We start from the raw sequence: 23,230 nt of genomic DNA, 5'->3' as shown, positions 1-23,230 counted from the left end.
CCCCATCAGATCGTTATTCGGTCAGCGCCGCACGTGTCCACCCGGTCGGTACCAGCGATAGCGACCCGGCGCTGAAAAGCGCCAGAACCGTACCATAACCACGCCGCGCAGACCACTGAAGCCGCACTTCGGCTCAGCGCCGGCGACGCGGCCCGTCGAGCGGCAGTGGCGTGACCTTCTCCCCGCTTTTGCGGTCGCGGATGACCGCCGTGCCGCGTTTTGCGACCTGCTCGACACGGACGATCGAGTGCATCGGCAGATGCAGCACTTCGACGTCTTCAAACTCGTCGCGCAGCCGCTCTTCGGTCGGATCGACCACGAGCCCTTCGTCGCCTCCCAGCACCAGCTCGGAAACCTCGACAAATCCGTAGGCCAGCTCGCTGCCGCTGACCTTGTGGCAATAAAGCTCGTAGACCTGCCCTTGATTGAGAAAACTGACCTTGTAAAGAATGGACATCACATGATCCGAACGATTGCCATGGTGCGCGTGCCTGTCAGTCGTCCTGCAGCCCGAGATCGACCAGACCGGGAAACGGGCGCAGTATCAGGGCCACGATCACGCCGGCGATGAAGCCGGCCACGTGTGCCCACCAGGCGACGGCACCATCGGGTGTGCCGAAAACGGTGTAGATCAACTGCAGTGTAAACCACGAGCCGATGACCAGGATGGCCGGCACCCGGGCAAACTGCAGATACAGCCCGAGCGGCAGCCACAAACCCATCCGGCTGACCGGAAACAGCCCGAGATAGATACCGATGATGGCCGACACGCCGCCGCTGGCGCCAATGACCGGGGTTTGCACTTGTCCCATCTGCCAGGCCAGGAACAGATTGGCAAGCGCGCCCAGACCGAGAAAGCTCAGCACCATCCCGCCGTGCCCGATCGCCCGCTCCACGGTGATTCCGAACACCCAGAGATAGGCCAGGTTGCCGGCCAGGTGAAGCCAGTCGGCATGTACGAACAGCGAGCTCAGAATCCGGAGCAGTGCCGGGCTGTGCCAGCTGGCAGGAAACCGGGCCAGGTCGGTGAGCACGTGCGCCGGCACAAACCCCCAGCTGCGGACCCACTCGGTCGCATTCGTCGCCGAGCCCCACTGCGCCCAGGCCCAGGTCAGCACCATGGCCAGGCTGAAAAACGTCAGCACCCAGGGCCACACCAGCTTGCGCCGGTGGGTGTTGACGGCTTGCCTCATCGCGGCTCGAGCAGGAAACGGTGAGACTCAAAATCAATCACTGCGCCATCACGCGTGATTTCGACGATATGCGCGCCCTTGACGCTGTCACCGACCATGTGACGCTCGCCGTTGAGCAGCACGAAGCGCTCTGCCTCCCTGGGTGAATAGACGTGGATTGTCAGATCGAGCTCCGGCAGGTTGCGACGCGTTGACAAGGGAAGTTCCCAGATCCGCAGGTACTCCGAGACGCCCTCATTGAGCGGCGCTGGCTCCGGCCTTGCTTCAGGTGCAGCGGCGGATTCGCCCCCGGTGTCTGGCTTCTGAGCGGGCGCTGTCTCGCGCTTCGCCGGTTGCCTGGGGGCGTCACGCTGGCGCTGCGCACGCTCGGCGGTGATGCGGCGCTCCAGTTCCTCGCCTGCTTCCGTGGCGGGGACGGGCCGTGACTCGCGCTCGGACGGTTTTCGCCGCACGACACGATCGGGGGCGGCCGGAATCGGCTGCCGGCGGTCGCGACGGTCCCTGACCGGTGCGGCCTCTTCACCTGCCCGGTCGTCGGATTCGACCGGAGGAGTCCGACGGCGCCGCCGGTCTTGCGTGGCGGACGCTGCATCCGCACTGTCAGACGGTTCGACTTGAGCGACTTCAAGCGTTGCGGCGTCACCTTCCTCCTCGCCGGGCCGCACGGGCTCCGGGCGTGGCGCGCGGTCTTTTGCGAGCGGCGCGTCGTCGTGGCTCGAGGGCAGCCATTGTGGCTGCACAACGTAGATGGTGGCCGCCGCCACGGCCACGACCAGGAGCACGGCGCCAAGCCAGGGCCATATCCGTCGCCGGCGGCGCGGTGCTGGTCGGGGTGGTTCCGGCGAGTTCAGCCCCGGCGCGCCGGAGTGCTGGCGGCGCGATTCGGACTTGCGCAGGGCATCGAGAATGAAGGACAAGTTCAGGCTCCGTCGTGTCGGGTCAGCAGGCGCGGTGCATTCTCGTGCGGTGCGCGCAGGAACAGGCGGGTAACGGGTCCCACCACACCGTCGTCGTTGAGCCCGTTATGGCGTTGAAAGGCCGCCACCCAGTCGCTGAAGGCATCATCATAATCGGCATCGATGGCGCCAGTCCACGGCACTGGATCGGCTCGGGAGGCCAGTGTTTTCATCCTGCGGATAGCGGCGCCGCTATCGCCGCGCTTGAACACCTCGCCGCTGTCGGGCCAAGCCACGAGCAAGTCGCCACGCCAGCGGCGGTCGAGTTGCAGGCGGGGCACGCGCCAATCCTGGCCGTCGTGGCGCAGCAGCACTTCCTGATCGTCGAGCCCGACCAGCAGCACGTGTCCGTCGGGCGGACGGCTCAGCCGCAGCACCAGAGGCAGGTCGATCGACTCGACAAAGGACCAGTTGCCTTTCAGTCGCAAGCAAACCAGGGCTTCGACCTCCGTTCCAGCGCAGGCCCGGGCGATATCCGCGGAGTCCAGCTCGGGCCATAAGGCGGACAGTTCGGTCCAGGCTGTCTGCGCATCGGCATCGGCGAGCATGAGCTGCCAGCCCGAGCGGATCTCGTCGACGCTTTCACCCTGTGGCTGCAGCATCAGCCAGGACAAGGCGCCACCGGCGGCCAGCACCGCCACCAGGGCGCCGGCTGCGATGGTTCCGCGCAGCCAGCCGCCGCGCGGCCGGGTTTCCTCTCCGGCGACTTCGCGGGCGGCCGCGCGCACCAGCCCGGCGCCAACCCGGTCGTGCTCGCGTGCGTAGCCGGCAACCAGAGCACGGTCGGCAATGATGTTGATCAAGCGCGGTACGCCCTGAGAGGTCTGGTAAACAGCGCGCAGTCCGTCGGCGGTAAACGGGCAGCGGTGGGCGCCGCCCACGTCCAGACGGTGCCGGATATAGGCTTCGGTTTCGCTTTCGTTGAGCGGGTCCAGGTGATAGCGCGCCGTGATCCGCTGCGCCAGCTGTCGAAGCTCCGGCCGCGACAGCAGATCGCGCAACTCGGGCTGGCCGATGAGAATGATCTGCAGCAGTTTGTCGGTGGCCGTCTCCAGATTGGTCAGCAGTCGGATCTGCTCGAGCCCTTCGCGGCTCATGTTCTGGGCCTCGTCGATGATCAGCACCACTCGCTCGCCCTCGGCGTGGCGCTCGAGCAGATAGCTGTTGAGGCGCTCCTGGAGCTGCTGCAGGCTGCCGTCGGTGCCTGCAATCGAGATTTCCAGCTCGCCGCAGACCGCGCGCAGCAGCTCCGCCGGCGACAGCATCGGGTTGAGGATCAGCGCAATACGGGTGTTTTCGGGCACCTGCTCGAGCACCACGCGACACAGCGTGGTCTTGCCGGTGCCGACTTCTCCGGTCAGCTGCACGAACCCACCGCTGCCGCCCTGCCCCACGCCATAGAGCAGATGCGCCAGCGCGTCGCGGTGGCGCTGGCTCAGATAGACGAAGCGCGGGTCGGGCGTGATCGAAAACGGGCGCTCGGACAGACCGTAGAAGTGTTGATACATCAGTAGCAGATCCCGGCAGTCACTCGCTCAGTTTCACCCGTGTCGTCACCGCTTCGGCATCTGGGGCTCGCGGGGCTTCATTTCAGTCCGACAGCGCCATCAGCGATGCGTTGCCGCCAATGGCTGCGGTGTTATTGGTCAGCACGCGCTCGGTCACGAAACGATGCAGGTAGCGCGGACCGCCGGCTTTCGGACCGGTGCCCGACAGCCCCTCGCCGCCGAAGGGCTGTACACCCACGACTGCGCCGGTCATGTTGCGGTTGACGTAGGCGTTGCCCACTCGGGCACGGTGGGCGATATGACGATAGACCCGGTCGATGCGGCTGTGGATGCCCAGCGTCAGGCCGTATCCGGTGGCGTTGATCTTGTCGATCACCGCATCCAGCTCGCTTGCCTTGTAGCGCACCACGTGCACGATCGGCCCGAAGATCTCACGCTCGAGGCGGTCGATGCTGTCGATTTCGTAGGCGCGCGGGGCAAACCAGTGGCCCGGCGGCAGATCATCGCGCAGCGGCGTTTTGGCAATCAGCTTTGCTTCGCGATCCATCCGCTCGGCGTGCTCGTTGAGCATTTCGAGCTGACCGGCGTCGATGATCGGGCCGACATCGGTTTCGAGCAGGCCGGGGTCACCCACCACGATTTCTGCCATTGCGCCGGCGAGCATCTCGAGCATGCGATCGGCCACGTCGGCCTGCAGATAGAGCACGCGCAGCGCCGAGCAGCGCTGCCCGGCGCTGAGAAAGCCCGAGTGAACGATGTCGGCGACAACCTGCTCGGGCAGCGCCGAGGAGTCGACGATCATGGCGTTCTGGCCGCCGGTTTCGGCGATCAGGGTCGCCAGCGAGCCTTCGCGCTCGGCCAGGCTGCGGTTGATGACGCGCGCGGTTTCGGTCGAGCCGGTAAATGCCACGCCGGCGATGCGCGAATCACCAGTGAGTGCGGCACCCACCTTGCCGCCGCCGGGCAGGCACTGAATTACCTCTTCCGGCACGCCCGCCTCGTGCATGAGAGCCACGGCGCGGGCGGCGATCAGGGGCGTCTGTTCGGCGGGTTTGGCGAGCACCGTGTTGCCGGCCACCAGCGCGGCCACGACCTGGCCGGTGAAGATCGCCAGCGGGAAGTTCCACGGGCTGATACACACGAACACGCCCTTGCCGTGCGTACGCAGGGTGTTGGATTCCCCGGTCGGGCCGGGCAGCTCGACCGGCTCGGCCAGCTCGTTTCTGGCCTGCATGGCGTAGTAGCGGCAGAAGTCGACCGCCTCGCGCACCTCGGCGAGCCCGTCGAGCAACGCCTTGCCGCCCTCGCGGGCACAGATGGCCATCAGCTCGGCGCAGTGCTGCTCGTAGAGATCGCCGATGCGATCGAGAATGTCGGCCCGCTCGGCAGCGCCGCGGTGATCCCAGTCGCCCTGCGCAGTCAGCGCCGTGTTGACGGCCTCGGAGACCGATTCGGGATCGGTCCAGGTGACCTGGCCGACCGACATGCGACTGTCCATCGGCGAGGCGATATTGTCGTCCGTACTGCCACGCGCGGCCGGGCCGGTGGGCGCTGCCCGCCAGTCGGCTTCGGCGGCACGTTCCATATCCTGCTTGAGCTGCGACAGCTCCGGATCGCGAGCCATGTTGATGCCGCGGCTGTTGCGCCGCCCGGAGCCATAGATGTCGGCCGGCAGGGGAATGCGCGGATGCGAGAATTGCGCATGCGACTGGACCTCGGCTATCGGATCGTCGATGACCTTTTCGACCGAGAGTTTCTCGTCGACGATACGGTTGACAAACGAAGTGTTGGCGCCGTTTTCAAGCAGGCGGCGCACCAAGTACGGCAGCAGGTCCTTGTGGTTACCGACCGGCGCATAGACGCGGCACTGCGCGTTGAAGCCTTCACCGTCGAGCACCTCTTCGTAGAGCTGCTGACCCATGCCGTGCAAACGCTGGAATTCATGCTCGGTGTTGTCACCGGCCAGCTCGGCGATGGTGGCAATCGTATGCGCATTATGGGTGGCAAACTGCGGATAAAAGCAATCCGGCAACGACAGCAGCTTGTCGGCGCAGACGATATAGGACAGGTCCGTGTTGGCCTTGCGGGTGAATACCGGGTAGCCCTCGACGCCGTCAACCTGAGCAAACTTGATTTCGGTGTCCCAGTAGGCGCCCTTGACCAGGCGGATGGGAATGCGGTGCCCGGTTTCGCGCGCCTTTTCCGCCAGCCAGTCGATGGCGGCCCAGGCCCGCTTCTGATAAGCCTGCAGCGCCAGCCCGAAGCCGTCCCAGCCTTGCAGTGAAGCATCGCCCAGGACGGCGGCGAAAACATCCAGCGAGATCATCAGACGGTCGGCCTCTTCAGCGTCGACGGTCAGGGCAATGCCTGCCTTGCGCGCGCGCTGGGCCAGCTCGAGCAGGCGCGGAACCAGCTCTTCCATCACGCGCTGATGCTGGGCGTATTCGTAGCGCGGGTGCAGTGCCGAGAGCTTGACCGAAATGCTCGGCAGCGCGAATACATTGTCACCTTCGGTGCGCTCGCCGATGGCGTCGATGGCATTGGCATAGGCATCGAAGTAGATGCGGGCGTCCGCCGCCGTCAGCGCCGCCTCTCCGAGCATGTCGAAGGAATAACGGAAACGCCGGTTCTCTTTCTTGACCGACCGTTGCATGGCCTCTTCGATCGTGCGCCCCATGACGTACTGGTGGCCCATGATGCGCATCGCCTGGCGGATGGCAGTGCGCACCACCGGCTCGCCGGATTTGTTGGCCATTTTCGACAGCAGCGTGCCGATGCTGCGCTTCTCCGAGCCCTTGACGCCGACCAGCCGGCCAGTCAGCATCAGCCCCCAGGTGCCGGCATTGACGAGCACTGACGAACTCTTGCCGAGATGCGCTTCCCAGTCGGCGTCCGAAAGCTTGTCGGAAATCAGCATTTCTGCGGTGTCGTTGTCAGGAATCCGCAGCAGCGCCTCGGCCAGGCACATCAGGATCACGCCCTCTTCCGACGACAGGTCGTACTCGCGCATGAACGCTTCCATCACGCCAACATCGCGGCTGCGATTGCGAACGCTCCGGACCAGAGCGGCAGCCTTGCCGCTGATGCTCTCGCGCTGCTCGGGGTCGAGACGCAATTGCTCGAGCAAGAAGCGAACATGCTCGCCCTCATCCACCTGCCAGGCCGCATCCAGCGCCTGGCGGCGCGCGTCCGCGGTGAAGGAATCAATGGTGACGAAAGGGTGGGAAGCTTGTGTCATCGGGCCCTCTGAAAACAGGTTTCGAAAGTCATTCGCAAGTGTAACCGAAGGCGGCTTGTGACTGGCGTCATCACTGACGACCGGGTGCGGGTGCGCGTGCACGCTTGCGTGGCCGATTTCTTGATCCAGCGCAATTCCCCCTGCCACCTTCCGATTGCATCAGCTAGAATGGGCGCAATGCAGTCCGGAAACATGGTGATCGCTGGCATGATCGACATCCGGTACAGTTCGGAACCGCAGCCCTCCCGTGTAATAGAGGCGCGTTCCAATCTTTCCATGTCGCTCGACCGGCTGGCCGCCGTGTTTCTCGGTTTGAGCGCAGTAACGCTTCTGGTGGCGCTTGGCCCGCTTCTGCTGGGCTTCTGGCCAATCATGATAGCTGCAATACTGCATCTGTTCATTGTCGGCTGGTGCATGCGACTGGCCTGGCGAGGGAACTGGGCGCGCGAGACCATGATGGTTGATCGTGACAGGCTCAAGATCGAGCACTTCGACGTCCGGCGCCAGACTTGTTCCGAATGGCCTTCGGCCTGGGTACAAGTGAAGGTCCTGCAGCAGCCGATGGGTGAGCGGCGGGTGATGGTAGCCTGTCACGGACGGCAACAGGCGATCGGCGAATTTCTGCCGATTGACGAGAAGCTGGCGCTGGCTGGCGCTCTCAGGGAAAGTCTCCGGCCATACAGTGCCCGGAGTTGAGCAAGCAATCACAGGTGAGACGAGGATGAAGAAAACGAACGAACTGATCGTGGCCCTGGCCGTACTGGCGGTCATCACCGTGGTCACCTGGGGCCTGTTCGCCGTCGGCGACAACATGCCCGCTGGCGTGACGGCCTACAGCCAGGATGTCTATCAGCTGCACAATATTGTTCTGGCCGTGGTGACCGTGATCGGCATTCTGGTGTTCACGGCGATGTTCACGTCGATCTTTGTGCATCGGAAGTCAAGAGATTACAAGGCGGCCAAGTTCAGTCATTCCACTGCCGCCGAAATTACCTGGACGGCCATCCCGGTTGTCATTCTGATCATCCTCGCAATCCCTTCGACCCGCGTTCTGATCGACATGGAGAATACCGGCGGGGCCGAGATCAATATCAAGGTCACCGGCTTCCAGTGGCTGTGGCAGTACGAATATCTCGAGGACGGCGTGGATTTCTATTCGATGCTGGACCGGGAAAGCAATCGCGCGCGCCAGATTGGCGCGGGCATCGACGTTCGCACCGTCGACAACTACCTGCTCGAAGTCGATAACCGGCTGATTGTCCCCGTCGACACCAAGATTCGTTTCCTGTTGACCTCCGGTGACGTGATCCACTCCTGGTGGGTGCCGGAGCTCGGCTGGAAGCGAGACGCGATCCCCGGCATGGTCAACGAGGCCTGGGTGCAGATCGAGGAAGAAGGCGTCTACCGCGGTCAGTGCGCCGAGCTGTGCGGCAAGGACCATGGTTTCATGCCCATTGTGGTCGAGGCCGTTTCACAAGCGGATTACCGCGAGTGGATTGAAAACCGCAAGGCGGAGCAGGCGGCAGCCGCCGACAGCCCAGCGTCAGCGCAGCAGGTGGCAGCGACCGGTGAGCCTGCCGGCAGCGTCGAGTCGGGTGGAAGAGTGAACAAGAGCAAGGAAACCAAGTCATGAGCCATGAAACCGCACTGAATCAGGACGAACACCACGGCGACCACCCGACCGGCCTGGCGCGCTGGCTGTTCACCACCAACCACAAGGAAATCGGCACCCTCTACCTGGTCTTTTCCCTGACCATGTTCTTGGTCGGCGGTGCGATGGCCATGGTCATTCGCGCCGAACTGTTCGTGCCCGGCCTGCAGATCGTCAACCCCGAATTCTTCAACCAGATGACCACCATGCATGCGCTGGTGATGATCTTCGGGGCGGTGATGCCGGCGTTCGTCGGCCTGGCCAACTGGATGGTGCCGCTGATGATCGGCGCACCGGACATGGCGCTGCCGCGTTTGAACAACCTGTCGTTCTGGATACTGCCGTTCGCGTTCGCCGTCCTGCTCACGCCGCTGGTGCTGGGCATGTTCGGCATCGGCACCGGCGGACCGGCCTCGGGCTGGACGCTATACCCGCCGCTGTCGCTGCAGGGCGGCACCAACATCGCCTTCGGCATCTTTTCCATCCACCTGATGGGCATGTCGTCGATCATGGGCGCAATCAACATCATCGTCACGATCCTCAACATGCGTGCCCCGGGAATGAGCCTGCTGCGCATGCCGATGTTCGCCTGGACCTGGCTGATCACCGGGTTTCTGCTCATCGCCGTGCTGCCGGTTCTGGCCGGTGCCGTCACCATGCTGCTGACCGATCGCTTCTTCGGCACCAGCTTCTTCAATGCCGCAGGTGGCGGCGATCCGGTGCTGTATCAGCACATCTTCTGGTTCTTCGGGCATCCGGAGGTCTACATCATGATCCTCCCTGCCTTCGGCATCGTCTCGGAAATCCTGCCGACGTTCTCGCGCAAGCCGTTGTTCGGCTATACCTCGATGGTATATGCGACCGCGTCGATTGCGTTTCTGTCGTTCATCGTCTGGGCGCATCACATGTTTGCCGTTGGCATGCCGCTGGGCGGCAATATCTTCTTCATGTACGCCACGATGGTCATTGCCATCCCCACCGGCATCAAGGTATTCAACTGGGTCTCGACCATGTGGCGCGGCTCGATGAGTTTCGAAACACCGATGCTGTTCTCCCTGGGCTTCATCGTGCTGTTCACCATTGGCGGATTCTCGGGGCTGATGCTTGCCATCGTGCCCGCCGATTTCCAGTACCACGACACCTACTTCGTGGTGGCTCACTTCCACTACGTTCTGGTGACCGGCTCGGTCTTTGCCCTGATGGCCGCCGTCTACTACTGGATACCGAAATGGACCGGCCACATGTACAACGAAAGGCTCGGCAAGATCCATTTCTGGTGGTCGGCGATTTCCGTCAACGTGCTGTTCTTCCCACAGCACTACCTGGGTCTTGCTGGCATGCCCCGACGAATCCCCGACTATGCCGTTCAGTTCGCCGAGTTCAACATGATCTCGTCGATCGGCGGCTTTGCCTTCGGCATCGCCCAGCTGTTTTTCGTCTATATCGTGTGGCAGACCATCCGTGGTGGGGAGCGCGCCAGCAATCAGGTCTGGGAAGGCGCGCGCGGCCTGGAGTGGACCGTGCCTTCGCCCGCTCCGCTGCATACCTTTGAAACGCCACCGAAAGTGGACGACAGCGTGACCGCTCATCCCGACCATACCGGATGATGGGAGCGCGGGCGTTGAGTGAGAACAACAATCAGCACAAGACCCGGCGGCGCCGGGTCATCGGGATGGCGCTGGTGCTTGCCGGAATCGCGACGGCCATCTACATCGGTTTCATCATGATGGGAGTCGTCAACGCCCAATGAACACTCCGGCGACATAACGAATCAGCGCCCTGAGGTGCTCGAACAACAGAGGGAGCTGGCGAGCGGCCAGCCACAGAACCAACTGCATCAGGAATCAACAATGGCACAAGCACATTATTTCGTACCCTCCAGGGCCAGGTGGCCCATCGTCGGCTCGTTCGGTCTGTTCGTCATGGTCATGGGCACGGCCACCTGGTTCAACAACCCGGCCATCGGGCCCTGGATTCTGCTGACCGGTGCGGCAATCGTGGCGGTCATGTTTTTTGGTTGGTTTTCGGAGGTGATCGGCGAATCCGAGAGAGGGGTCTACAACAAGGCCGTTGATGGCTCCTTCCGCCAGGGCATGATCTGGTTCATCTTCACGGAGATCATGCTTTTCGGCTCTTTTTTCGGGGCCCTGTTCTATACCCGGATATTGTCGGTCCCGTGGGTCGGTGGTGAGGGCACCGGGGCGATGACCAACCAGCTGCTCTACCCCGAGTACGACGCCGCCTGGCCCACCGCCGGACCGGCCAATCTCGGTGGCGGGTTCGAGCTCATTCCGGCCTTCGGCCTGCCGCTGGTCAATACCCTGCTTCTGCTCAGCTCCGGCCTGACCATCACGCTGGCCCACTGGGCGCTGAAGAAAGCCCAGCGCGGCCCGCTGGTCGGCTGGATGATTGCCACCGTGGCCCTGGGGTCCACCTTTTTGTACTTTCAAGCCACGGAGTACGTCCACGCCTACCAGGACCTGGGCCTGACCCTGGGTTCGGGCATCTATGGCTCGACATTCTTCATGCTGACTGGTCTCCACGGCGTGCACGTTACTGCCGGCACCATCATGCTCATCGTCATTACCCTGCGCTGCATGGCCGGACACTTCACCAAGAAGAATCACTTCGGCTTCGAGGCCGTGGCCTGGTACTGGCACTTTGTCGACGTGGTCTGGCTGGGCCTTTTCGTTTTCGTCTACGTTCTGTAACCGGGCAGCGACAAATCGAAAACGAACGTGCCGGCCAATGTGCCGGCACGTTCGTTATTGACCCGTGATCAAGCTCCAGTTTTCAAACAAGTACCAATTCTCGAATGCCCCAATGACCGAAACAATTGCGGCGCCGGCATCAGGTGGTTTCTGATCATCGATCATTGAACATCATCATGTCCCCGCAACCCGTTCCCAGCGGGCCGAAATGAGCATCCACTCGCTCTCATCGAGCCGCCAGCCGGTCTCGAGCCGGTACCAGCCGCCGGTATCGGGGATGAGGCCGCTGCCCCCGGTCAATACGGCGTGCATGGTAGCGGTGGCGCGGTCCCTGCCCTGAAGCTTGATCTCCAGTTTGGCCAAGCGCGCCTTGAGGCGTTTGTGCGCCATCATTTCCCGCCGTAGCAGCAGACCGGCCGCGCGCCGGTCCAGGTTGCGTGTCGTCGCAGTGAAGTCCTTGGCTATCGGTGCCATGAACGCACGCGCCCGCCCTTCGCTCAGGCTTGTCTGCATCGACTCGATACGGGCCCGAATCCGCTCTTCGGCTGGCCGATCATCGGCGCAGGCGGCAAGAGTCGCCGCCGCTATTGCCGCCATTGCCAGTGCCCGAAGGCGCGTTCGCCTTTTCACTGGCGCTGGTCCTCGCTGAGATAGGATTCCAGCAGCCGCGAGGCCACCACAATCAGATCATGCTCGGTGATCAGACCGACCAGGTGGCCCTTTTCCACTACCGGCAGGCTGCCCAGACGCTTGTCTCGCATCAGACGTATGGCCTCTACCGTGGTCGTATCCGGAGTTATCGTGATCGGATCTGATCGCATGATGTCGCGAACAGTCACGGATTCTTCGCTGCGCCTGCCGCGGGCGATCAGTCGCAGCAGCTGACGATGAGAGACCAGGCCCAACAGCTGGCCCGCGTCGTCCTCTACCGGGACATGGCGAACGTGTCGCCATTCCATCAGGCTGGCTGCAAAATCGACAATGTCGTCCGGCCTGACGGTAAACAGATCAGTGGCCATGAACTGTCCCACATGGCGATAGCTGTCGCGCCAGTCCTGCTGGCTGCAGAAGGCAGCCAGCTCCCACTCCGAAACCGGTCGTCCGGTTTCGGAGCGCTCGGCCATCGACGAAACCAGCGCCCGCAAACGCTCATGCTCGTTGCCCTCCCCGCGCATGCTCTCGAGCGATTCCAGCTGCCACCGCGCGCCGGTGCGGCGATTTTCCACCCGCGCCTGAATCACGCCCAGGTAACGCTCGATGTCGCGCTCGTCGATACCGGCTTCGACCAGGCCGGTTCGGGCCATGGGCAGCAATTCGTCGAGGATCAATTCCTGCGCAGTGACCTGACGATCGTTGAACCAGACCTGCTGCGCACGCAGCCCCTCCCGCGCTGCGGCCAGGAAGTTGCTCTTGACGTCGCTGAAGTTCAGATGTTCGCGGATGTCGTCGATGGTGTGCGACAGATGCGACATCATGCCGAAGAAGAACGCCGCATTGGCCACTTCGTCGATGACGGTCGGCCCGGACGGAATAACGCGATTTTCGATGCGCAGATGCGGCTTGCCGTTGGACGAAACGCCGTAGCAGGCGCGATTCCAGCGATAGACCGTGCCGTTGTGAAGACACAGCGCGCGTAATCGCGGTGTCTCGCCACGCGCCACCATGCCGACCGGATCGTCTTCGAATTCGGTCGTCAGCACGACCCGGAAGCGGGCGATGTCTTCCTTGAAGATTTCGATGACCGACTCGTCGATCCAGTGATCGCCAAAATGGACCCGGGGCTTGTGGCCACGGGTGGCATGTGCCTCCGAGCGGGCGTCGACCGAGTGCTCGAATACGGCGATCCGGGTCTCGTGCCAGAGCCGCTTGCCAAGCAGAATGGGCGAATTGACGCAGCTGGCCAGCAGCGGCCCGGTGACTGCCTGGGCAATGTTGTACAGATGGGCAAATTCATCCGCACCCACCTGAAAATGCACCTGAAAGCTGGTATTGCAGGCCTCGAGCATCAGGTTGTCGTGATTGATGTTGAGCTGGTCAATGCCCTTGATGGCAAACTGGACCTTGCTGCCACGAAGCTTCAACAGTGCCTCGTTGAGCGCAAAATAGCGCGCCTTGGGCACCATGGAGTCCAGCGACATGTGCTCACGCGTGAGCGTAGGCAAAATACCCACCAGCGCGATGCGGCTGCCTGCCGTGTCGGCCTTTTGCCGCGCGATGGCGAGCACTTCCTCGGCCTCCCTTTCCAGCTGGCGCAAGCAGTCGCCGCCGAGCTCGAGCGGTGACAGATTGGCTTCCAGGTTGAACAGGCCCAGCTCGTGCGTGAAGCGCGGGTCGTCAATCTGCTCGAGAACCTGCATTGCCGTCAGCGCAGGGCGGGCAGCCTGATCGACCAGGAACATCTCCTGTTCGGCGCCAATGCGCCTGACGCCGGATTCGATCATGCCGGTCTCGAGCATGTCCTCGAGAGCACGCACTTCTTTTAGCAGCGCTTTCATGAAGGCGTGGCGGCTGCGCTCATCGCTGGTTTGTTCGACGTTCTCTTCGCCCATGGGGTTCGGTTGCTGAGGATTTTCCCGCGATCATATACGGCGGCCGATAAAGGGGCAAATATCGAGCTTGTGGCAGGTCACGCATCGGTCGATGTGCGGGCGCGATCCCGGCTTGTCTCGGCGCAGCTCCTGTGCCAAGCTTTGATCAGATCGATCAAGCGGATTCAAAGGGAGACCTGATGAGCGACAAACCCTGGCTCAAGCAATATCCGGAAGGGGTGCCGGCCGAGATTGACGTGGATGAGTTCGACTCGGTAGTGGATGTCATTGACACCAGCTGCAATGACTTTCGCGACAAGATCGCGTACGTCAACATGGGCGGCAAGCTGACCTACGGCCAGGTGGATCGCCACAGCGCGGCCTTCGCCGCGCGACTGCAGGCCATGGGTCTGGAAAAAGGCGACCGGATCGCCATCATGATGCCCAATGTCCTGCAGTATCCGATTGCCGTTTTCGGAGCGCTGCGCGCCGGGCTGGCGGTGGTCAACACCAACCCGCTCTACACCGCGCGCGAGCTCAAGCACCAGCTCAACGATTCCGGCGCCCGTGCAATCCTGATCATGGACAACTTCGCCGGCGTGCTCGAGGCGGTCATCGACGATGCGCCGGTCGAGCATGTGATCGTCACCCGCATGGGTGACATGCTGGGCGGCATCCGGGGCGCGCTGACCAACTTCGTGGTGCGCCATGTCAAGAAAATGGTGCCGGCCTACAGCCTGCCCGAAGCACTGCCATTCAAAGCACTGCTACGGGAAGGCGCCGATCAGCAGTTCCACCCGGTGCGTCTGGGGCATGAAGACATCGCTTTTCTGCAGTACACCGGTGGCACCACCGGCATCTCCAAGGGGGCGGTGCTCACCCACGGCAACATGGTCGCCAACATGCAGCAGGCATCCGCCTGGCTGGGCGGAAACATGAACATGGGCGAGGAAACCATCATCACCGCCCTGCCCCTCTATCATATCTTCGCGCTGACGGCCAATTGTCTGGTGTTTCTCAAGCTCGGCGGCCGCAACGTGCTGATTACCAACCCGCGCGACATGTCCGGTTTCGTCAAGGAGCTCGCCAAGGTGCGCTTTACCGCCATTACCGGGGTCAATACCCTGTTCAACGGCCTGCTCAACACCCAGGGCTTCAGCCAGCTCGACTTTTCCAGTCTGCGCATGACGCTCGGCGGCGGCATGGCGGTTCAGCGTTCCGTGGCCGAGCGCTGGAAAAAAGCCACGGGCGTCACGCTGGTCGAGGCCTACGGGCTGACCGAGACCGCCCCGGCAGCGTGCATCAACCCGATGGATCTCGAGGAATACAACGGCTCCATCGGCCTGCCGATTTCCTCGACCGATTGCCGCATCATCGACGCCGACGGCACGCCATTGCCGACAGGTGAAATCGGCGAACTGTGCGTGCGTGGTCCACAAGTGATGCACAGCTACTGGAATCGGCCCGAAGAGACCGCCAAGGTGCTCGACGACGATGGCTGGCTGCGCACCGGAGACATGGCGCGGATGGACGAGCGCGGCTACTTCTACATCGTCGACCGCAAGAAAGACATGATTCTGGTCTCCGGGTTCAATGTTTATCCCAACGAAATCGAGGACGTTGCCTCCGGTCATCCCAAAGTGCTCGAGGTGGGCGCCATCGGTGTACCGGACGAAAAGTCCGGCGAGGTGGTCAAGGTGGTGGTCGTGCGCAAGGACGAATCGCTCACGGTCAAGGAGCTGCGTGAATACTGCCGCGAACAAATGACCGGATACAAGGTCCCCAAGTACGTCGAGTTCGTCGACGAGTTGCCCAAAAGCAACGTCGGCAAGATTCTGCGGCGAGAAGTGCGCGATCTTCATGGCGAGGCAAACAGCTCGGATGAACATTGACTCGGCCGCGCAGACAGGTTCGGGTCGCGGCGCGCGTCAATCAAGCAGTTCTGACTCGTCTGGCCGGGCTGACAAGGCGGAAACTCCTACGCCGATGAGGCGAACCGAAAACTGCTTGCGCCAGCCGGCCCAGTCTGCCAGCAGCTCGCGCGCGGCAGCCAGGATCGGTTCGGCGGCGCGGGTGTAACCGCTCAGTGACTGACTGCGGGTGATGGTGGAAAACCCTCCGGAGCGCAGCTTGATCGTGACAGTGCGGGCGTACAGATCACGCTGGTCGAGCCTTCTTGCCACCTCGTCGGCCTGAACGCGCAGGACTTGCTGCAGACTTTCGATATCGTGATGGTCACGCGCAAACGTCGTTTCCTGGCTGATCGAGCGGCGAATGCGATCGCCCGCGACCGCTCTCTCATCGATGCCCGCGGCGCGCTGGATCAATTCCTCTGCCTGATCACCCAGCACGCTTGCAAGCACGTCAGCATGGGTGCGCCGCAGCTGGCCAATGGTAAAAACGCCGATCTCGTGCAGGCGCTCTGCCGTCCGCGGCCCGATCCCCCATAGCCGCCGAATCGGCAGCGGGTCGAGGAAGCCCTGTACGCGCCCTGCCGGCACGTGCACCAGACCATCGGGCTTGTCGTAGTCGGAGGCAATCTTGGCCAACAGCTTGTTATGGGCCATGCCCACAGAGGCCGTCAGCCCGGTTTGCTCTGCGATGCGCTCCTTGAGCCGGGCACCAATCGCCGGCAGCGACTCGCCGTGCTGGCGAACGCGTTCGCTGACGTCGATGAAGGCCTCGTCAAGGCTGAGCCCCTCGACCCGATCGCTGAGCTCCCGGAACAGCGCGAAGACCCTGCCGGAAACTTCACGGTATCGATCGAAACGCGCGGCAACGAACACACCCGCGGGGCAAAGCCGCCGGGCCCGGGCGCCGGGCATCGCCGAGCGTACGCCATATTGCCGGGCTTCGTAGCTGGCTGCCGCCACCACGCCGCGCGTGCTGCCGCCACCCACCATGACCGGGCGGCCGCGCAATTCGGGATGATCACGTTGTTCAACGCTGGCGTAGAAGGCATCCATGTCGACATGGATGATGGCGCGGTTACTCACATCGACGATCGGGCATCAGTGGACCACAACGACATTGATCGCAGAACATCGAGCGCGCCGACTGCCCCAGGCACCTGGATCACGTTCACGGGCCCGACGGGACCTGCTTTCAATGCCTGGCAGGAAACCTGAAATCAGATGGTCCGGGTCGGCGTGTCGCTGTCGAGCATGCCGGCCAGATGGGAAACAATGACATTCCTGGCCTGCTGGCCCTCGGCGCTGTCGGAAAACTGGATGCCGACACCGCTGTTGGCCGTATGCCGACCGCCCGACGGCGTCAACCAGGCCACCTTGCCGGGAATTGCAATTCGCTCCTCGCCCATCAGGCCGAGCAGGATCAGAACCTCGTTGCCGAGCCGGAACTGCTTGCGCGTGGGCACGAACAGGCCGCCGTTGATCAAGAACGGCATGTAGGCGCCGTAGAGTTCCTGCTTGTTTTCGATGTTGTAGGACAGAATGCCTTTCTGAGCCATGAAGTCACTTCCGCGCCGATTGAGCTGCCTGCCATTCTAACAGCCACTGCCCCAGCAGCAGATCCTGGCGAACCACGCCTCTTTCAGCCTCCCGGTGGCCCTCCAGCGCGCGCTGCCAGAGTTCTGCCAGGCGGCGTCGATCGATATGACGGGGCAAGGCCCGGTCGGGCGGTTGCCAGCCGCCGGCGCCGCTGAGCTGCGCCATGATGATGCTCAGCCAGCGCGCCAGCCAGCGCCAGGTCGCCGCCGGATGGCTTTGCCAGCGCTCGAGCACCTGTGCGTGCGGACGCGACTGGCTCAGATCATCAAGCAGCTCGAAACCGAACGCGAGGTCGTCACTTGCGATCATCTCGCGTGCTGCCAGCGGTGCACCACCACTCAGTTCCAGGGCGGCTTCGCGCGTGCCCGCTTCCGCGCTGCTGCACTGCTGCTCGAGCCAGCGTGCGGCAAGGTGTGGCTCTGCGACCCGTAGCGGCCATTGCTGGCAGCGCGAGCGCACCGTTGCCGGCAAGCGCGCGGGCGTCTCGCTGAGCAGAATCAACCAGGCCCCGGAAGGTGGCTCTTCCAGCGTCTTGAGCAGTGCGTTGGCGGCGTTGCGGTTCATGGCGTCGGCGTGTGGGATCAAACCGATCCGGCTGGCGCCCAGAGAAGCTGTCAGCTGTAGTTGCTCGATCAGCCTGCGCACCTGATCGACGCCGATACTCTGCTTGTCCTCGGCAAGTTCAACCACAAACAGATCAGGATGGGTATCGCTGTCGATCCGGCGACAACTCTGACAATCTCCACAGGGCTGCCCGTCGTCTGGCTGGCTGCAAAGCAGCAGTCGCGCCAGCCAATCGCCAAGCGCGCGCTTGCCGATGCCGCGCGGCCCGTGGATCAATGGCGCGTGGCCGAGACGCCCGCCCGCCATGCGCTTCGCCAGCCCGCGGCAGGCCCCTTCCAGCCAGGGCAGCATCACCTCAGCCTCTGCTCGAGAGTCTTTTCGATCATTTTGGAAACCTCCTCGAGCGGTCGGGTGGCGTCAATGACGGCAAAACGCTGCGGCTGGCGTTGGGCCTGTTCCAGATAAGCGCGGCGTACGCGCTCGAGAAATTCGGGCCGATTCTGCTCCATGCGATCCGGCGGAATGCCGCGCGCTTGCACCCGCGACATGCCCAGCTCGACCGGCACATCGAGGAGCAGAGTCAGATCCGGCTCGAAATCCGGATGCACCAGATCGGCCAGGGTTTCCACTGCCGCGCCTCCCAGCTGTCGCCCGGCCCCCTGATAGGCGCGGCTGGCATCGGTGAAGCGATCGCACAGCACGTCATGGCCGTCGGCCAACGCCGGACGAATGACCTGCGCCAGATTTTCCTGGCGTGCAGCAAACATCAGCAGCAGCTCGCTCATCGGCGTCAACGCGCCCGTTGCCGGGTCAAGCAGTAGTTCGCGGATGCGTTCGGCCGTGGGTGTGCCGCCGGGTTCACGCGTGACCACCACCTCGCGGCCGTGGCGATCAAGCCAGGCGCAGATGGTCTCAACGGCCGTGGTCTTGCCGGCGCCCTCGCCCCCCTCGAGGGTGATGAATCGTCCGCGCTTCACTGGCGGCTCCGGATGTAGCGATCGACCGCGGTGTTGTGCTCAGGCAAAGTGTCGGAGAATTGATGACTGCCGTCGCCGCGGGCAACGAAATACAGGGCGCTGCCGGGGGCCGGTTGTGCCGCCGCAGCGAGAGCTGCGCGGCCGGGCAATGCAATCGGTGTGGGCGGCAGCCCATGGCGGGTGTAGGTATTCCAGGGGTGATCGGTGCGCAGATGCGCACGTCGCAGCCGGCCGTCAAAGTCCTGGCCCAGGCCGTAAACGACGGTTGGGTCGGTCTGCAGGCGCATGCCGCGCCGCAGCCGGCGCACGAAAACGCCGGCAATCCGGGCACGCTCTTCAGGGCGCCCGGTTTCGCGCTCGATCAGGGAGGCGAGTACAAGCAACTCCTCGGGTGCGTCCAGCGGCAGGCCGGCATCGCGCCGGGCCCAGGCCGCGGCAAGCGCCTTGTCCATGGCTGCATGGGCTCGTTCCAACAGGTTCAGGTCGCTTGATCCACGCACGAAAAAATAGGTCTCGGGAAGAAAACGGCCCTCTCCCCGGCAACCATCGCAGCCCAGTTCACGCATCAGGCGTTGTTCGCTGAAATCGGCGGACACCTTGCGCAACCGCGGATCTCTGCTCAGGCGCGCGCGCAACTCGCTCAGAGTCCAGCCTTCGACAATGGTGAAGCGATGCTCCTGCACCCGACCGGAGACGATCTTGTCGAGCAGCTGGTCGGCGTTCATGCCGGGGGCAATGCGATACTCACCGGCCTGCAGCAGTGGCGACTCGACACGCCCCAGCAGGCGCCAGCGCCAGTCCAGACGCGTCAGCCCCAGATGTTCGAGCTGCCGGACCATGCCGTGAAGGCTGGTGCCCTTGTCCAGCCACAGATGAGTGATTCCCGAATCGGTCAGCGGCCGCTGACGAAACTGTAGCCAATCGTTGGCCAGCCAGGCGGCCATGAGCGCCGCCAGCACACCGACAAAACCCGTGGCCATGATCAGTCGTCGCATTCGAACAGTTCGTCCCAGAGTCGCTGCCAGCGCCGGCAGACCGGCCCGATGGCCAATGCTCGATCATCGAGCATGCGCACCGGGCGGATGCCGGCAACCGAGTTTATCACCATGACCTCGTCAGCCTGTCGCAGATCGTCGACCTCCAGAGTGGCTTCCTGCGGTGCTTGCCGCAGCCACTCGCCGAGCGCCTGCAGGCCGACGCCGTCGACGCCGGCGTGGCGCTTTTGCGGCGTCAGCGCCTGACCATCGATGATCAACACCAGATTGCCGGCAATGGCTTCGAGGGGGCGACCACGCTGATCGAGCATGATCGCTTCATCGACGCCGGCACGCCGAGCGTACTCGGCCGCCAGCACCTGCTCCAGGCGGTTACCGTGCTTGATGCCGGCCAGCTGAGCCGAGGATGCCAGGCGTACGCTGCTGGTGTGCAGCTTCAGACCCCGCTGACGCTGGGCTGCCAGGCGCTGTGGCCAGGCGCGGCGCTGGATAATGCGCCGCGGCTGCGGCGTAGCCGGCGGCTGGTAGGCTCGCCCGCTGCTGCCGCGCGTCAGCGTCAGACGCACAACACAGCGTGGTTGCGAGCCTGCCACGCGTGTGCATTCAGCGGCGAGCAGTTCCGGATCCGGCGCCGGCAACAGCAAGCGGCCTGCGTCTTGAGTCAGGCGCGCCATGTGCAGCGGCCACAGCGGCGCGCGGCCGTCGACAAAGGCGATGGTCTCGAACAGATGGTCGCCGTAAAGCAGCCCGCGATCGTCGGCGGGCACGCTGTTTTCCGGCTTGCCGTTGACCAGACACTCGCTCATGCTCGATCCCGACCCAACGCTGCCAGCAGCCCGCGCGCCTTGTCTTCGGTTTCGTGCAGCTCGGCCAGCGGATCGGAATCAGCCACGATGCCCGCCCCGGTCCGGAACGTCAGCCGACGCGGAGTGGCCACCATGGACCGAATCAGGATATTCAGATCCATGCTGCCGTCGCGCCCCATGTAGCCCAGGGCACCGGTATAGCAGCCGCGACCCTGTCCCTCCAGTTCGGCGATGATTTCCATGCAGCGCACTTTCGGACAGCCGGTGATGGTGCCGCCGGGAAAGACGGCGCGAATGACGTCGGCGGCATCAACCTCCGGGCGCAGTCGACCGCGGATATTGGAGACGATATGGTGCACATGAGCGTAGGATTCGATCACCATCAACTCGTCGACCTCCACACTGCCCACGGCGCACACTCGCCCCAGGTCATTGCGCTCAAGATCGATAAGCATGATGTGCTCGGCCCGTTCCTTGGGGTGCGAAACCAGCTCCTGGCTGAGGCGCGAGTCGGCGTCCGGCGAGTGCCCGCGCGGGCGGGTGCCGGCGATGGGTCGGGTCTCGACCCGGCGGCCATGAACGTTGATCAGGCGCTCTGGTGAAGAGGAAATCACCGTTCCTCCCGGAAGACGGGCCAGCGCGGCAAACGGTGCCGGGTTGACTTCGGCCAGCGCCTGGTAGAGCCCGGCGGGGTCGATATCGCGCTCGCTCGTGGCCTGCCAACCGCGCGATAGATTGGCCTGGAACACATCACCGGCGCGAATGTACTCGCGAATGCGCTCCACCCCTGCCTTGAAGTGTTCACCTGCATCGACGGTCAGCGCCAGATCCGGCGCGGTTTCCGGAGCACGGGGTTGATCAGCAGTGTTCAGTCCGGCGACTTCTGCCCAGGCCTCATCAAGCTCCTGCGTGTCTTCGGCAACCAGCCATGAACGCTGCTCGAAGTGATCATGGAGTATGGCCGCACGGCAACGCCGGGCCAGCGCCACCGGCAGCCCGTCGGCCGCAGGAGGCAGCGCGAGCACGGGCTCGATTTCGCCGCTCAGCTCGTAGCCGAGGTACAGGAACCAGCCGCCGGAAAACGGAAAGCGCCGGTCCCCGGAAGGCGCCGCATTGGCGCGCTGTGCATCGGCAAGCTGGTCGAGAAAGCCGGGCTGGTCGCCGATTCTGTGAGCTTCGAGTACCAGCGCGGGTTCGTCAGCTGCGCGCAGCAGCATCGACCAGCGCGCAGATCCGCCGGCCGGGGCGGAGCTGGCGAGGAGGAAGGGCCAGCGCTCAGGGAGCTGTCGGTGGACAGTGAGCAGCGGCAGGGAAGCCGCCAGCTCACGCGCCGGAGCGCTCATTCAAATCGTTTCAGCAGCAGGGTGCCGTTGGTGCCGCCAAAACCAAAGGAATTGGTCAGGGCAACGCGAATCGATTGCTCGCGAGCCTCGAGTGGCACGAGGTCGATGTCGCGACAGTCGGGGTCGACTTCTTCGAGGTTGATGGTCGGCGGCAGAATGCCGTCGCGCAGCGCCAGCACCGTGAAGATCGCCTCGACACCGCCGGCGGCACCGAGCAGATGGCCGGTCATGGACTTGGTCGAGCTCATCGCCAGCTTGCCGGCATGGTCGCCGAAGCAACTGCGCACGGCAGCGCACTCGGCGCGGTCGCCCAACTGGGTGGAGGTGCCGTGCGCGTTGATGTAATCGACGTCTTCGGGATTCAGCCCGGCATCGCGTACGGCGTTGGCCATGCAGCGGGCGGCCCCTTCGCCGCCCTCGGAAGGAGAAGTGATGTGATAAGCATCTCCGCTCATGCCGTAACCGGCCAGCTCGGCATAAATGGTGGCACCACGACGCTTGGCATGCTCGAGCTCTTCCAGCACCACGATGCCGGCGCCGTTGCTGAGGACAAAGCCGTCCCTTTCGACATCCCATGGACGACTGGCCTTTTTCGGTTCGTCGTTGCGGGTTGAAAGCGCCTTGGCCGAGGTGAAGCCACCGTAGGCCGTCGGCGTGGTGCCGAATTCGCCGCCGCCGGCAACCATGACATCGGCGTCGCCGTAGGCAATGATCCGGGCGGCATCCCCGATGTTGTGGGTGGCGGTAGTACAGGCCGTCACCATGGACAGATTCGGCCCCTTGTAGCCGTACTTGATGGACAGATTGCCGGCGATCATGTTGATGATGACCCCGGGGACGAAGAACGGTGAAATTCTTCGGGGGCCATTATCAAGGTAGGTCTTGTAGGTTTTCTCGATCGTCGATATACCGCCGATGCCCGCGCCGATAGCCAGGCCGATCCGTTCGGCATCGGCCTCGCTGTCGCCAAGCCCGGCGTCGTCGATGGCCTGCATTGCTGCGGCCATGCCATAGTGGATGAACGGATCGCACTTGCGTGCTTCCTTGGGCGTCAGGTAGTCGCCGATATCGAAGTCCCGCACTTCACCGGCAATCTTGGCCGGAAAGTGTTCGGGATCGAACGACTCCAGCGGGCCAATGCCGCTGCGACCGTTACAGATGGCGTCCCAGGCGCTGGCGACATCATTGCCTACCGGCGAGAGGCAGCCCATGCCCGTAATCACGATGCGACGGTCACCACGCATTGACGAC

21 protein-coding genes are annotated in these 23,230 nt (G+C 63.6%); 6 read left to right on the top strand and 15 right to left on the bottom strand.

Annotation, left to right across the window (positions count from 1 at the left end; genetic code table 11):
• Positions 1-133: 133 nt before the first annotated feature.
• The 5 genes from ACEWQ0_RS06840 to putA form a co-directional block, all read right to left on the bottom strand.
• Positions 134-457, bottom strand: a complete 324-nt coding sequence (locus ACEWQ0_RS06840; protein WP_476484905.1) for a DUF1820 family protein — start codon at positions 455-457, stop codon at positions 134-136.
• 37 nt (positions 458-494) lie between these two features.
• The gene (locus tag ACEWQ0_RS06835; RefSeq protein WP_476484904.1) at positions 495-1,193 is read right to left on the bottom strand and encodes a rhomboid family intramembrane serine protease; all 699 of its coding nucleotides are present in this window, start codon (positions 1,191-1,193) and stop codon (positions 495-497) included.
• Positions 1,190-2,110 (bottom strand): general secretion pathway protein GspB, encoded by a 921-nt coding sequence (locus tag ACEWQ0_RS06830; RefSeq protein WP_476483165.1) that lies wholly within the window; start codon positions 2,108-2,110, stop codon positions 1,190-1,192. Before ACEWQ0_RS06830 ends, ACEWQ0_RS06835 begins: the two co-directional genes overlap by 4 nt.
• Positions 2,111-2,112: 2 nt before the next feature.
• Entirely contained in the window at positions 2,113-3,657 is a 1,545-nt protein-coding gene (locus ACEWQ0_RS06825; protein WP_476484903.1) for an ExeA family protein, read from the bottom strand.
• An 82-nt stretch (positions 3,658-3,739) separates the two neighbouring features.
• On the bottom strand, positions 3,740-6,895 hold the full coding sequence (gene putA, locus ACEWQ0_RS06820; RefSeq protein ID WP_476484902.1) for a bifunctional proline dehydrogenase/L-glutamate gamma-semialdehyde dehydrogenase PutA: 3,156 nt from the start codon (positions 6,893-6,895) through the stop codon (positions 3,740-3,742).
• 168 nt (positions 6,896-7,063) lie between these two features.
• On the opposite strand from putA, the gene ACEWQ0_RS06815 reads away from it, so the two are divergent.
• The 5 genes from ACEWQ0_RS06815 (at position 7,064) to ACEWQ0_RS06795 (ending at position 11,257) form a co-directional block, all read left to right on the top strand.
• Positions 7,064-7,591 carry a DUF2244 domain-containing protein gene (locus ACEWQ0_RS06815; RefSeq protein WP_476484901.1) on the top strand — a complete coding sequence of 176 codons (528 nt, stop codon included), beginning with the start codon at positions 7,064-7,066 and terminating at the stop codon, positions 7,589-7,591.
• Positions 7,592-7,616: 25 nt separating this feature from the next.
• Positions 7,617-8,528 carry a cytochrome c oxidase subunit II gene (gene coxB, locus ACEWQ0_RS06810; RefSeq protein WP_476483161.1) on the top strand — a complete coding sequence of 304 codons (912 nt, stop codon included), beginning with the start codon at positions 7,617-7,619 and terminating at the stop codon, positions 8,526-8,528.
• Positions 8,525-10,153 (top strand): cytochrome c oxidase subunit I, encoded by a 1,629-nt coding sequence (gene ctaD / locus ACEWQ0_RS06805; RefSeq protein ID WP_476483160.1) that lies wholly within the window; start codon positions 8,525-8,527, stop codon positions 10,151-10,153. Before coxB ends, ctaD begins: the two co-directional genes overlap by 4 nt.
• A 14-nt stretch (positions 10,154-10,167) precedes the next feature.
• Positions 10,168-10,296: a hypothetical protein gene (locus ACEWQ0_RS06800; RefSeq protein ID WP_476483159.1), complete on the top strand. Its 129-nt coding sequence runs from the start codon at positions 10,168-10,170 to the stop codon at positions 10,294-10,296.
• A gap of 100 nt (positions 10,297-10,396) precedes the next feature.
• Positions 10,397-11,257, top strand: coding sequence for a cytochrome c oxidase subunit 3 (locus ACEWQ0_RS06795; RefSeq protein WP_476483158.1), 861 nt, complete (start codon positions 10,397-10,399; stop codon positions 11,255-11,257).
• 174 nt (positions 11,258-11,431) lie between these two features.
• Here ACEWQ0_RS06795 and ACEWQ0_RS06790 read toward each other — a convergent pair whose 3' ends face one another.
• Both ACEWQ0_RS06790 and ACEWQ0_RS06785 read right to left on the bottom strand, forming a co-directional pair.
• Positions 11,432-11,854 carry a hypothetical protein gene (locus ACEWQ0_RS06790; RefSeq protein WP_476483157.1) on the bottom strand — a complete coding sequence of 141 codons (423 nt, stop codon included), beginning with the start codon at positions 11,852-11,854 and terminating at the stop codon, positions 11,432-11,434.
• Between the two features lie 29 nt (positions 11,855-11,883).
• Complete coding sequence (locus tag ACEWQ0_RS06785) at positions 11,884-13,806, bottom strand: glutamate-cysteine ligase family protein (protein ID WP_476483156.1); 1,923 nt, start codon at positions 13,804-13,806, stop codon at positions 11,884-11,886.
• Positions 13,807-13,985: 179 nt separating this feature from the next.
• Here ACEWQ0_RS06785 and ACEWQ0_RS06780 point away from each other — a divergent pair, with 179 nt between their 5' ends.
• Complete coding sequence (locus ACEWQ0_RS06780; protein ID WP_476484900.1) at positions 13,986-15,677, top strand: AMP-binding protein; 1,692 nt, start codon at positions 13,986-13,988, stop codon at positions 15,675-15,677.
• A 36-nt stretch (positions 15,678-15,713) separates the two neighbouring features.
• Here ACEWQ0_RS06780 and ACEWQ0_RS06775 read toward each other — a convergent pair whose 3' ends face one another.
• From ACEWQ0_RS06775 to fabF, 8 genes are all read right to left on the bottom strand, one after another.
• Positions 15,714-16,781: a DNA polymerase IV gene (locus ACEWQ0_RS06775; RefSeq protein ID WP_476484899.1), complete on the bottom strand. Its 1,068-nt coding sequence runs from the start codon at positions 16,779-16,781 to the stop codon at positions 15,714-15,716.
• 134 nt (positions 16,782-16,915) lie between these two features.
• Positions 16,916-17,254 carry a PilZ domain-containing protein gene (locus tag ACEWQ0_RS06770; RefSeq protein WP_476483153.1) on the bottom strand — a complete coding sequence of 113 codons (339 nt, stop codon included), beginning with the start codon at positions 17,252-17,254 and terminating at the stop codon, positions 16,916-16,918.
• Between the two features lie 4 nt (positions 17,255-17,258).
• Positions 17,259-18,209: a DNA polymerase III subunit delta' gene (holB, locus tag ACEWQ0_RS06765; protein ID WP_476483152.1), complete on the bottom strand. Its 951-nt coding sequence runs from the start codon at positions 18,207-18,209 to the stop codon at positions 17,259-17,261.
• Complete coding sequence (gene tmk / locus ACEWQ0_RS06760) at positions 18,209-18,835, bottom strand: dTMP kinase (protein WP_476484898.1); 627 nt, start codon at positions 18,833-18,835, stop codon at positions 18,209-18,211. Before tmk ends, holB begins: the two co-directional genes overlap by 1 nt.
• Positions 18,832-19,830, bottom strand: coding sequence for an endolytic transglycosylase MltG (mltG, locus tag ACEWQ0_RS06755; RefSeq protein WP_476484897.1), 999 nt, complete (start codon positions 19,828-19,830; stop codon positions 18,832-18,834). Before mltG ends, tmk begins: the two co-directional genes overlap by 4 nt.
• Positions 19,818-20,636, bottom strand: a complete 819-nt coding sequence (gene pabC / locus ACEWQ0_RS06750) for an aminodeoxychorismate lyase (protein ID WP_476484896.1) — start codon at positions 20,634-20,636, stop codon at positions 19,818-19,820. Before pabC ends, mltG begins: the two co-directional genes overlap by 13 nt.
• A complete protein-coding gene (locus ACEWQ0_RS06745) occupies positions 20,633-21,979 on the bottom strand; it encodes an aminodeoxychorismate synthase component I (RefSeq protein ID WP_476484895.1) in 1,347 nt (448 codons plus the stop codon). The genes pabC and ACEWQ0_RS06745 overlap by 4 nt, the downstream gene beginning before the upstream one ends.
• On the bottom strand, positions 21,976-23,223 hold the full coding sequence (gene fabF, locus ACEWQ0_RS06740; protein WP_476483147.1) for a beta-ketoacyl-ACP synthase II: 1,248 nt from the start codon (positions 23,221-23,223) through the stop codon (positions 21,976-21,978). The genes ACEWQ0_RS06745 and fabF overlap by 4 nt, the downstream gene beginning before the upstream one ends.
• Positions 23,224-23,230 lie beyond the last annotated feature (7 nt).

It is taken from the genome of Wenzhouxiangella sp. YN9 (assembly GCF_056324165.1).
The sequence above is the reverse complement of the archived record's forward strand: the minus strand, read 5'-3'. Positions and strand labels throughout refer to the sequence as shown.

Bases quoted from the DNA above. Each gene is read 5' to 3' on its own strand.
- ACEWQ0_RS06840 (WP_476484905.1), bottom strand. From the start codon at position 457: ATGTCCATTCTTTACAAGGTCAGTTTTCTCAATCAAGGGCAGGTCTAC.
- ACEWQ0_RS06835 (WP_476484904.1), bottom strand. From the start codon at position 1,193: ATGAGGCAAGCCGTCAACACCCACCGGCGCAAGCTGGTGTGGCCCTGG.
- ACEWQ0_RS06825 (WP_476484903.1), bottom strand. From the start codon at position 3,657: ATGTATCAACACTTCTACGGTCTGTCCGAGCGCCCGTTTTCGATCACG.
- putA (WP_476484902.1), bottom strand. From the start codon at position 6,895: ATGACACAAGCTTCCCACCCTTTCGTCACCATTGATTCCTTCACCGCG.
- ACEWQ0_RS06815 (WP_476484901.1), top strand. From the start codon at position 7,064: ATGGGCGCAATGCAGTCCGGAAACATGGTGATCGCTGGCATGATCGAC.
- coxB (WP_476483161.1), top strand. From the start codon at position 7,617: ATGAAGAAAACGAACGAACTGATCGTGGCCCTGGCCGTACTGGCGGTC.
- ctaD (WP_476483160.1), top strand. From the start codon at position 8,525: ATGAGCCATGAAACCGCACTGAATCAGGACGAACACCACGGCGACCAC.
- ACEWQ0_RS06795 (WP_476483158.1), top strand. From the start codon at position 10,397: ATGGCACAAGCACATTATTTCGTACCCTCCAGGGCCAGGTGGCCCATC.
- ACEWQ0_RS06790 (WP_476483157.1), bottom strand. From the start codon at position 11,854: ATGGCGGCAATAGCGGCGGCGACTCTTGCCGCCTGCGCCGATGATCGG.
- ACEWQ0_RS06785 (WP_476483156.1), bottom strand. From the start codon at position 13,806: ATGGGCGAAGAGAACGTCGAACAAACCAGCGATGAGCGCAGCCGCCAC.
- ACEWQ0_RS06780 (WP_476484900.1), top strand. From the start codon at position 13,986: ATGAGCGACAAACCCTGGCTCAAGCAATATCCGGAAGGGGTGCCGGCC.
- ACEWQ0_RS06770 (WP_476483153.1), bottom strand. From the start codon at position 17,254: ATGGCTCAGAAAGGCATTCTGTCCTACAACATCGAAAACAAGCAGGAA.
- holB (WP_476483152.1), bottom strand. From the start codon at position 18,209: ATGCTGCCCTGGCTGGAAGGGGCCTGCCGCGGGCTGGCGAAGCGCATG.
- mltG (WP_476484897.1), bottom strand. From the start codon at position 19,830: ATGCGACGACTGATCATGGCCACGGGTTTTGTCGGTGTGCTGGCGGCG.
- pabC (WP_476484896.1), bottom strand. From the start codon at position 20,636: ATGAGCGAGTGTCTGGTCAACGGCAAGCCGGAAAACAGCGTGCCCGCC.
- ACEWQ0_RS06745 (WP_476484895.1), bottom strand. From the start codon at position 21,979: ATGAGCGCTCCGGCGCGTGAGCTGGCGGCTTCCCTGCCGCTGCTCACT.
- fabF (WP_476483147.1), bottom strand. From the start codon at position 23,223: ATGCGTGGTGACCGTCGCATCGTGATTACGGGCATGGGCTGCCTCTCG.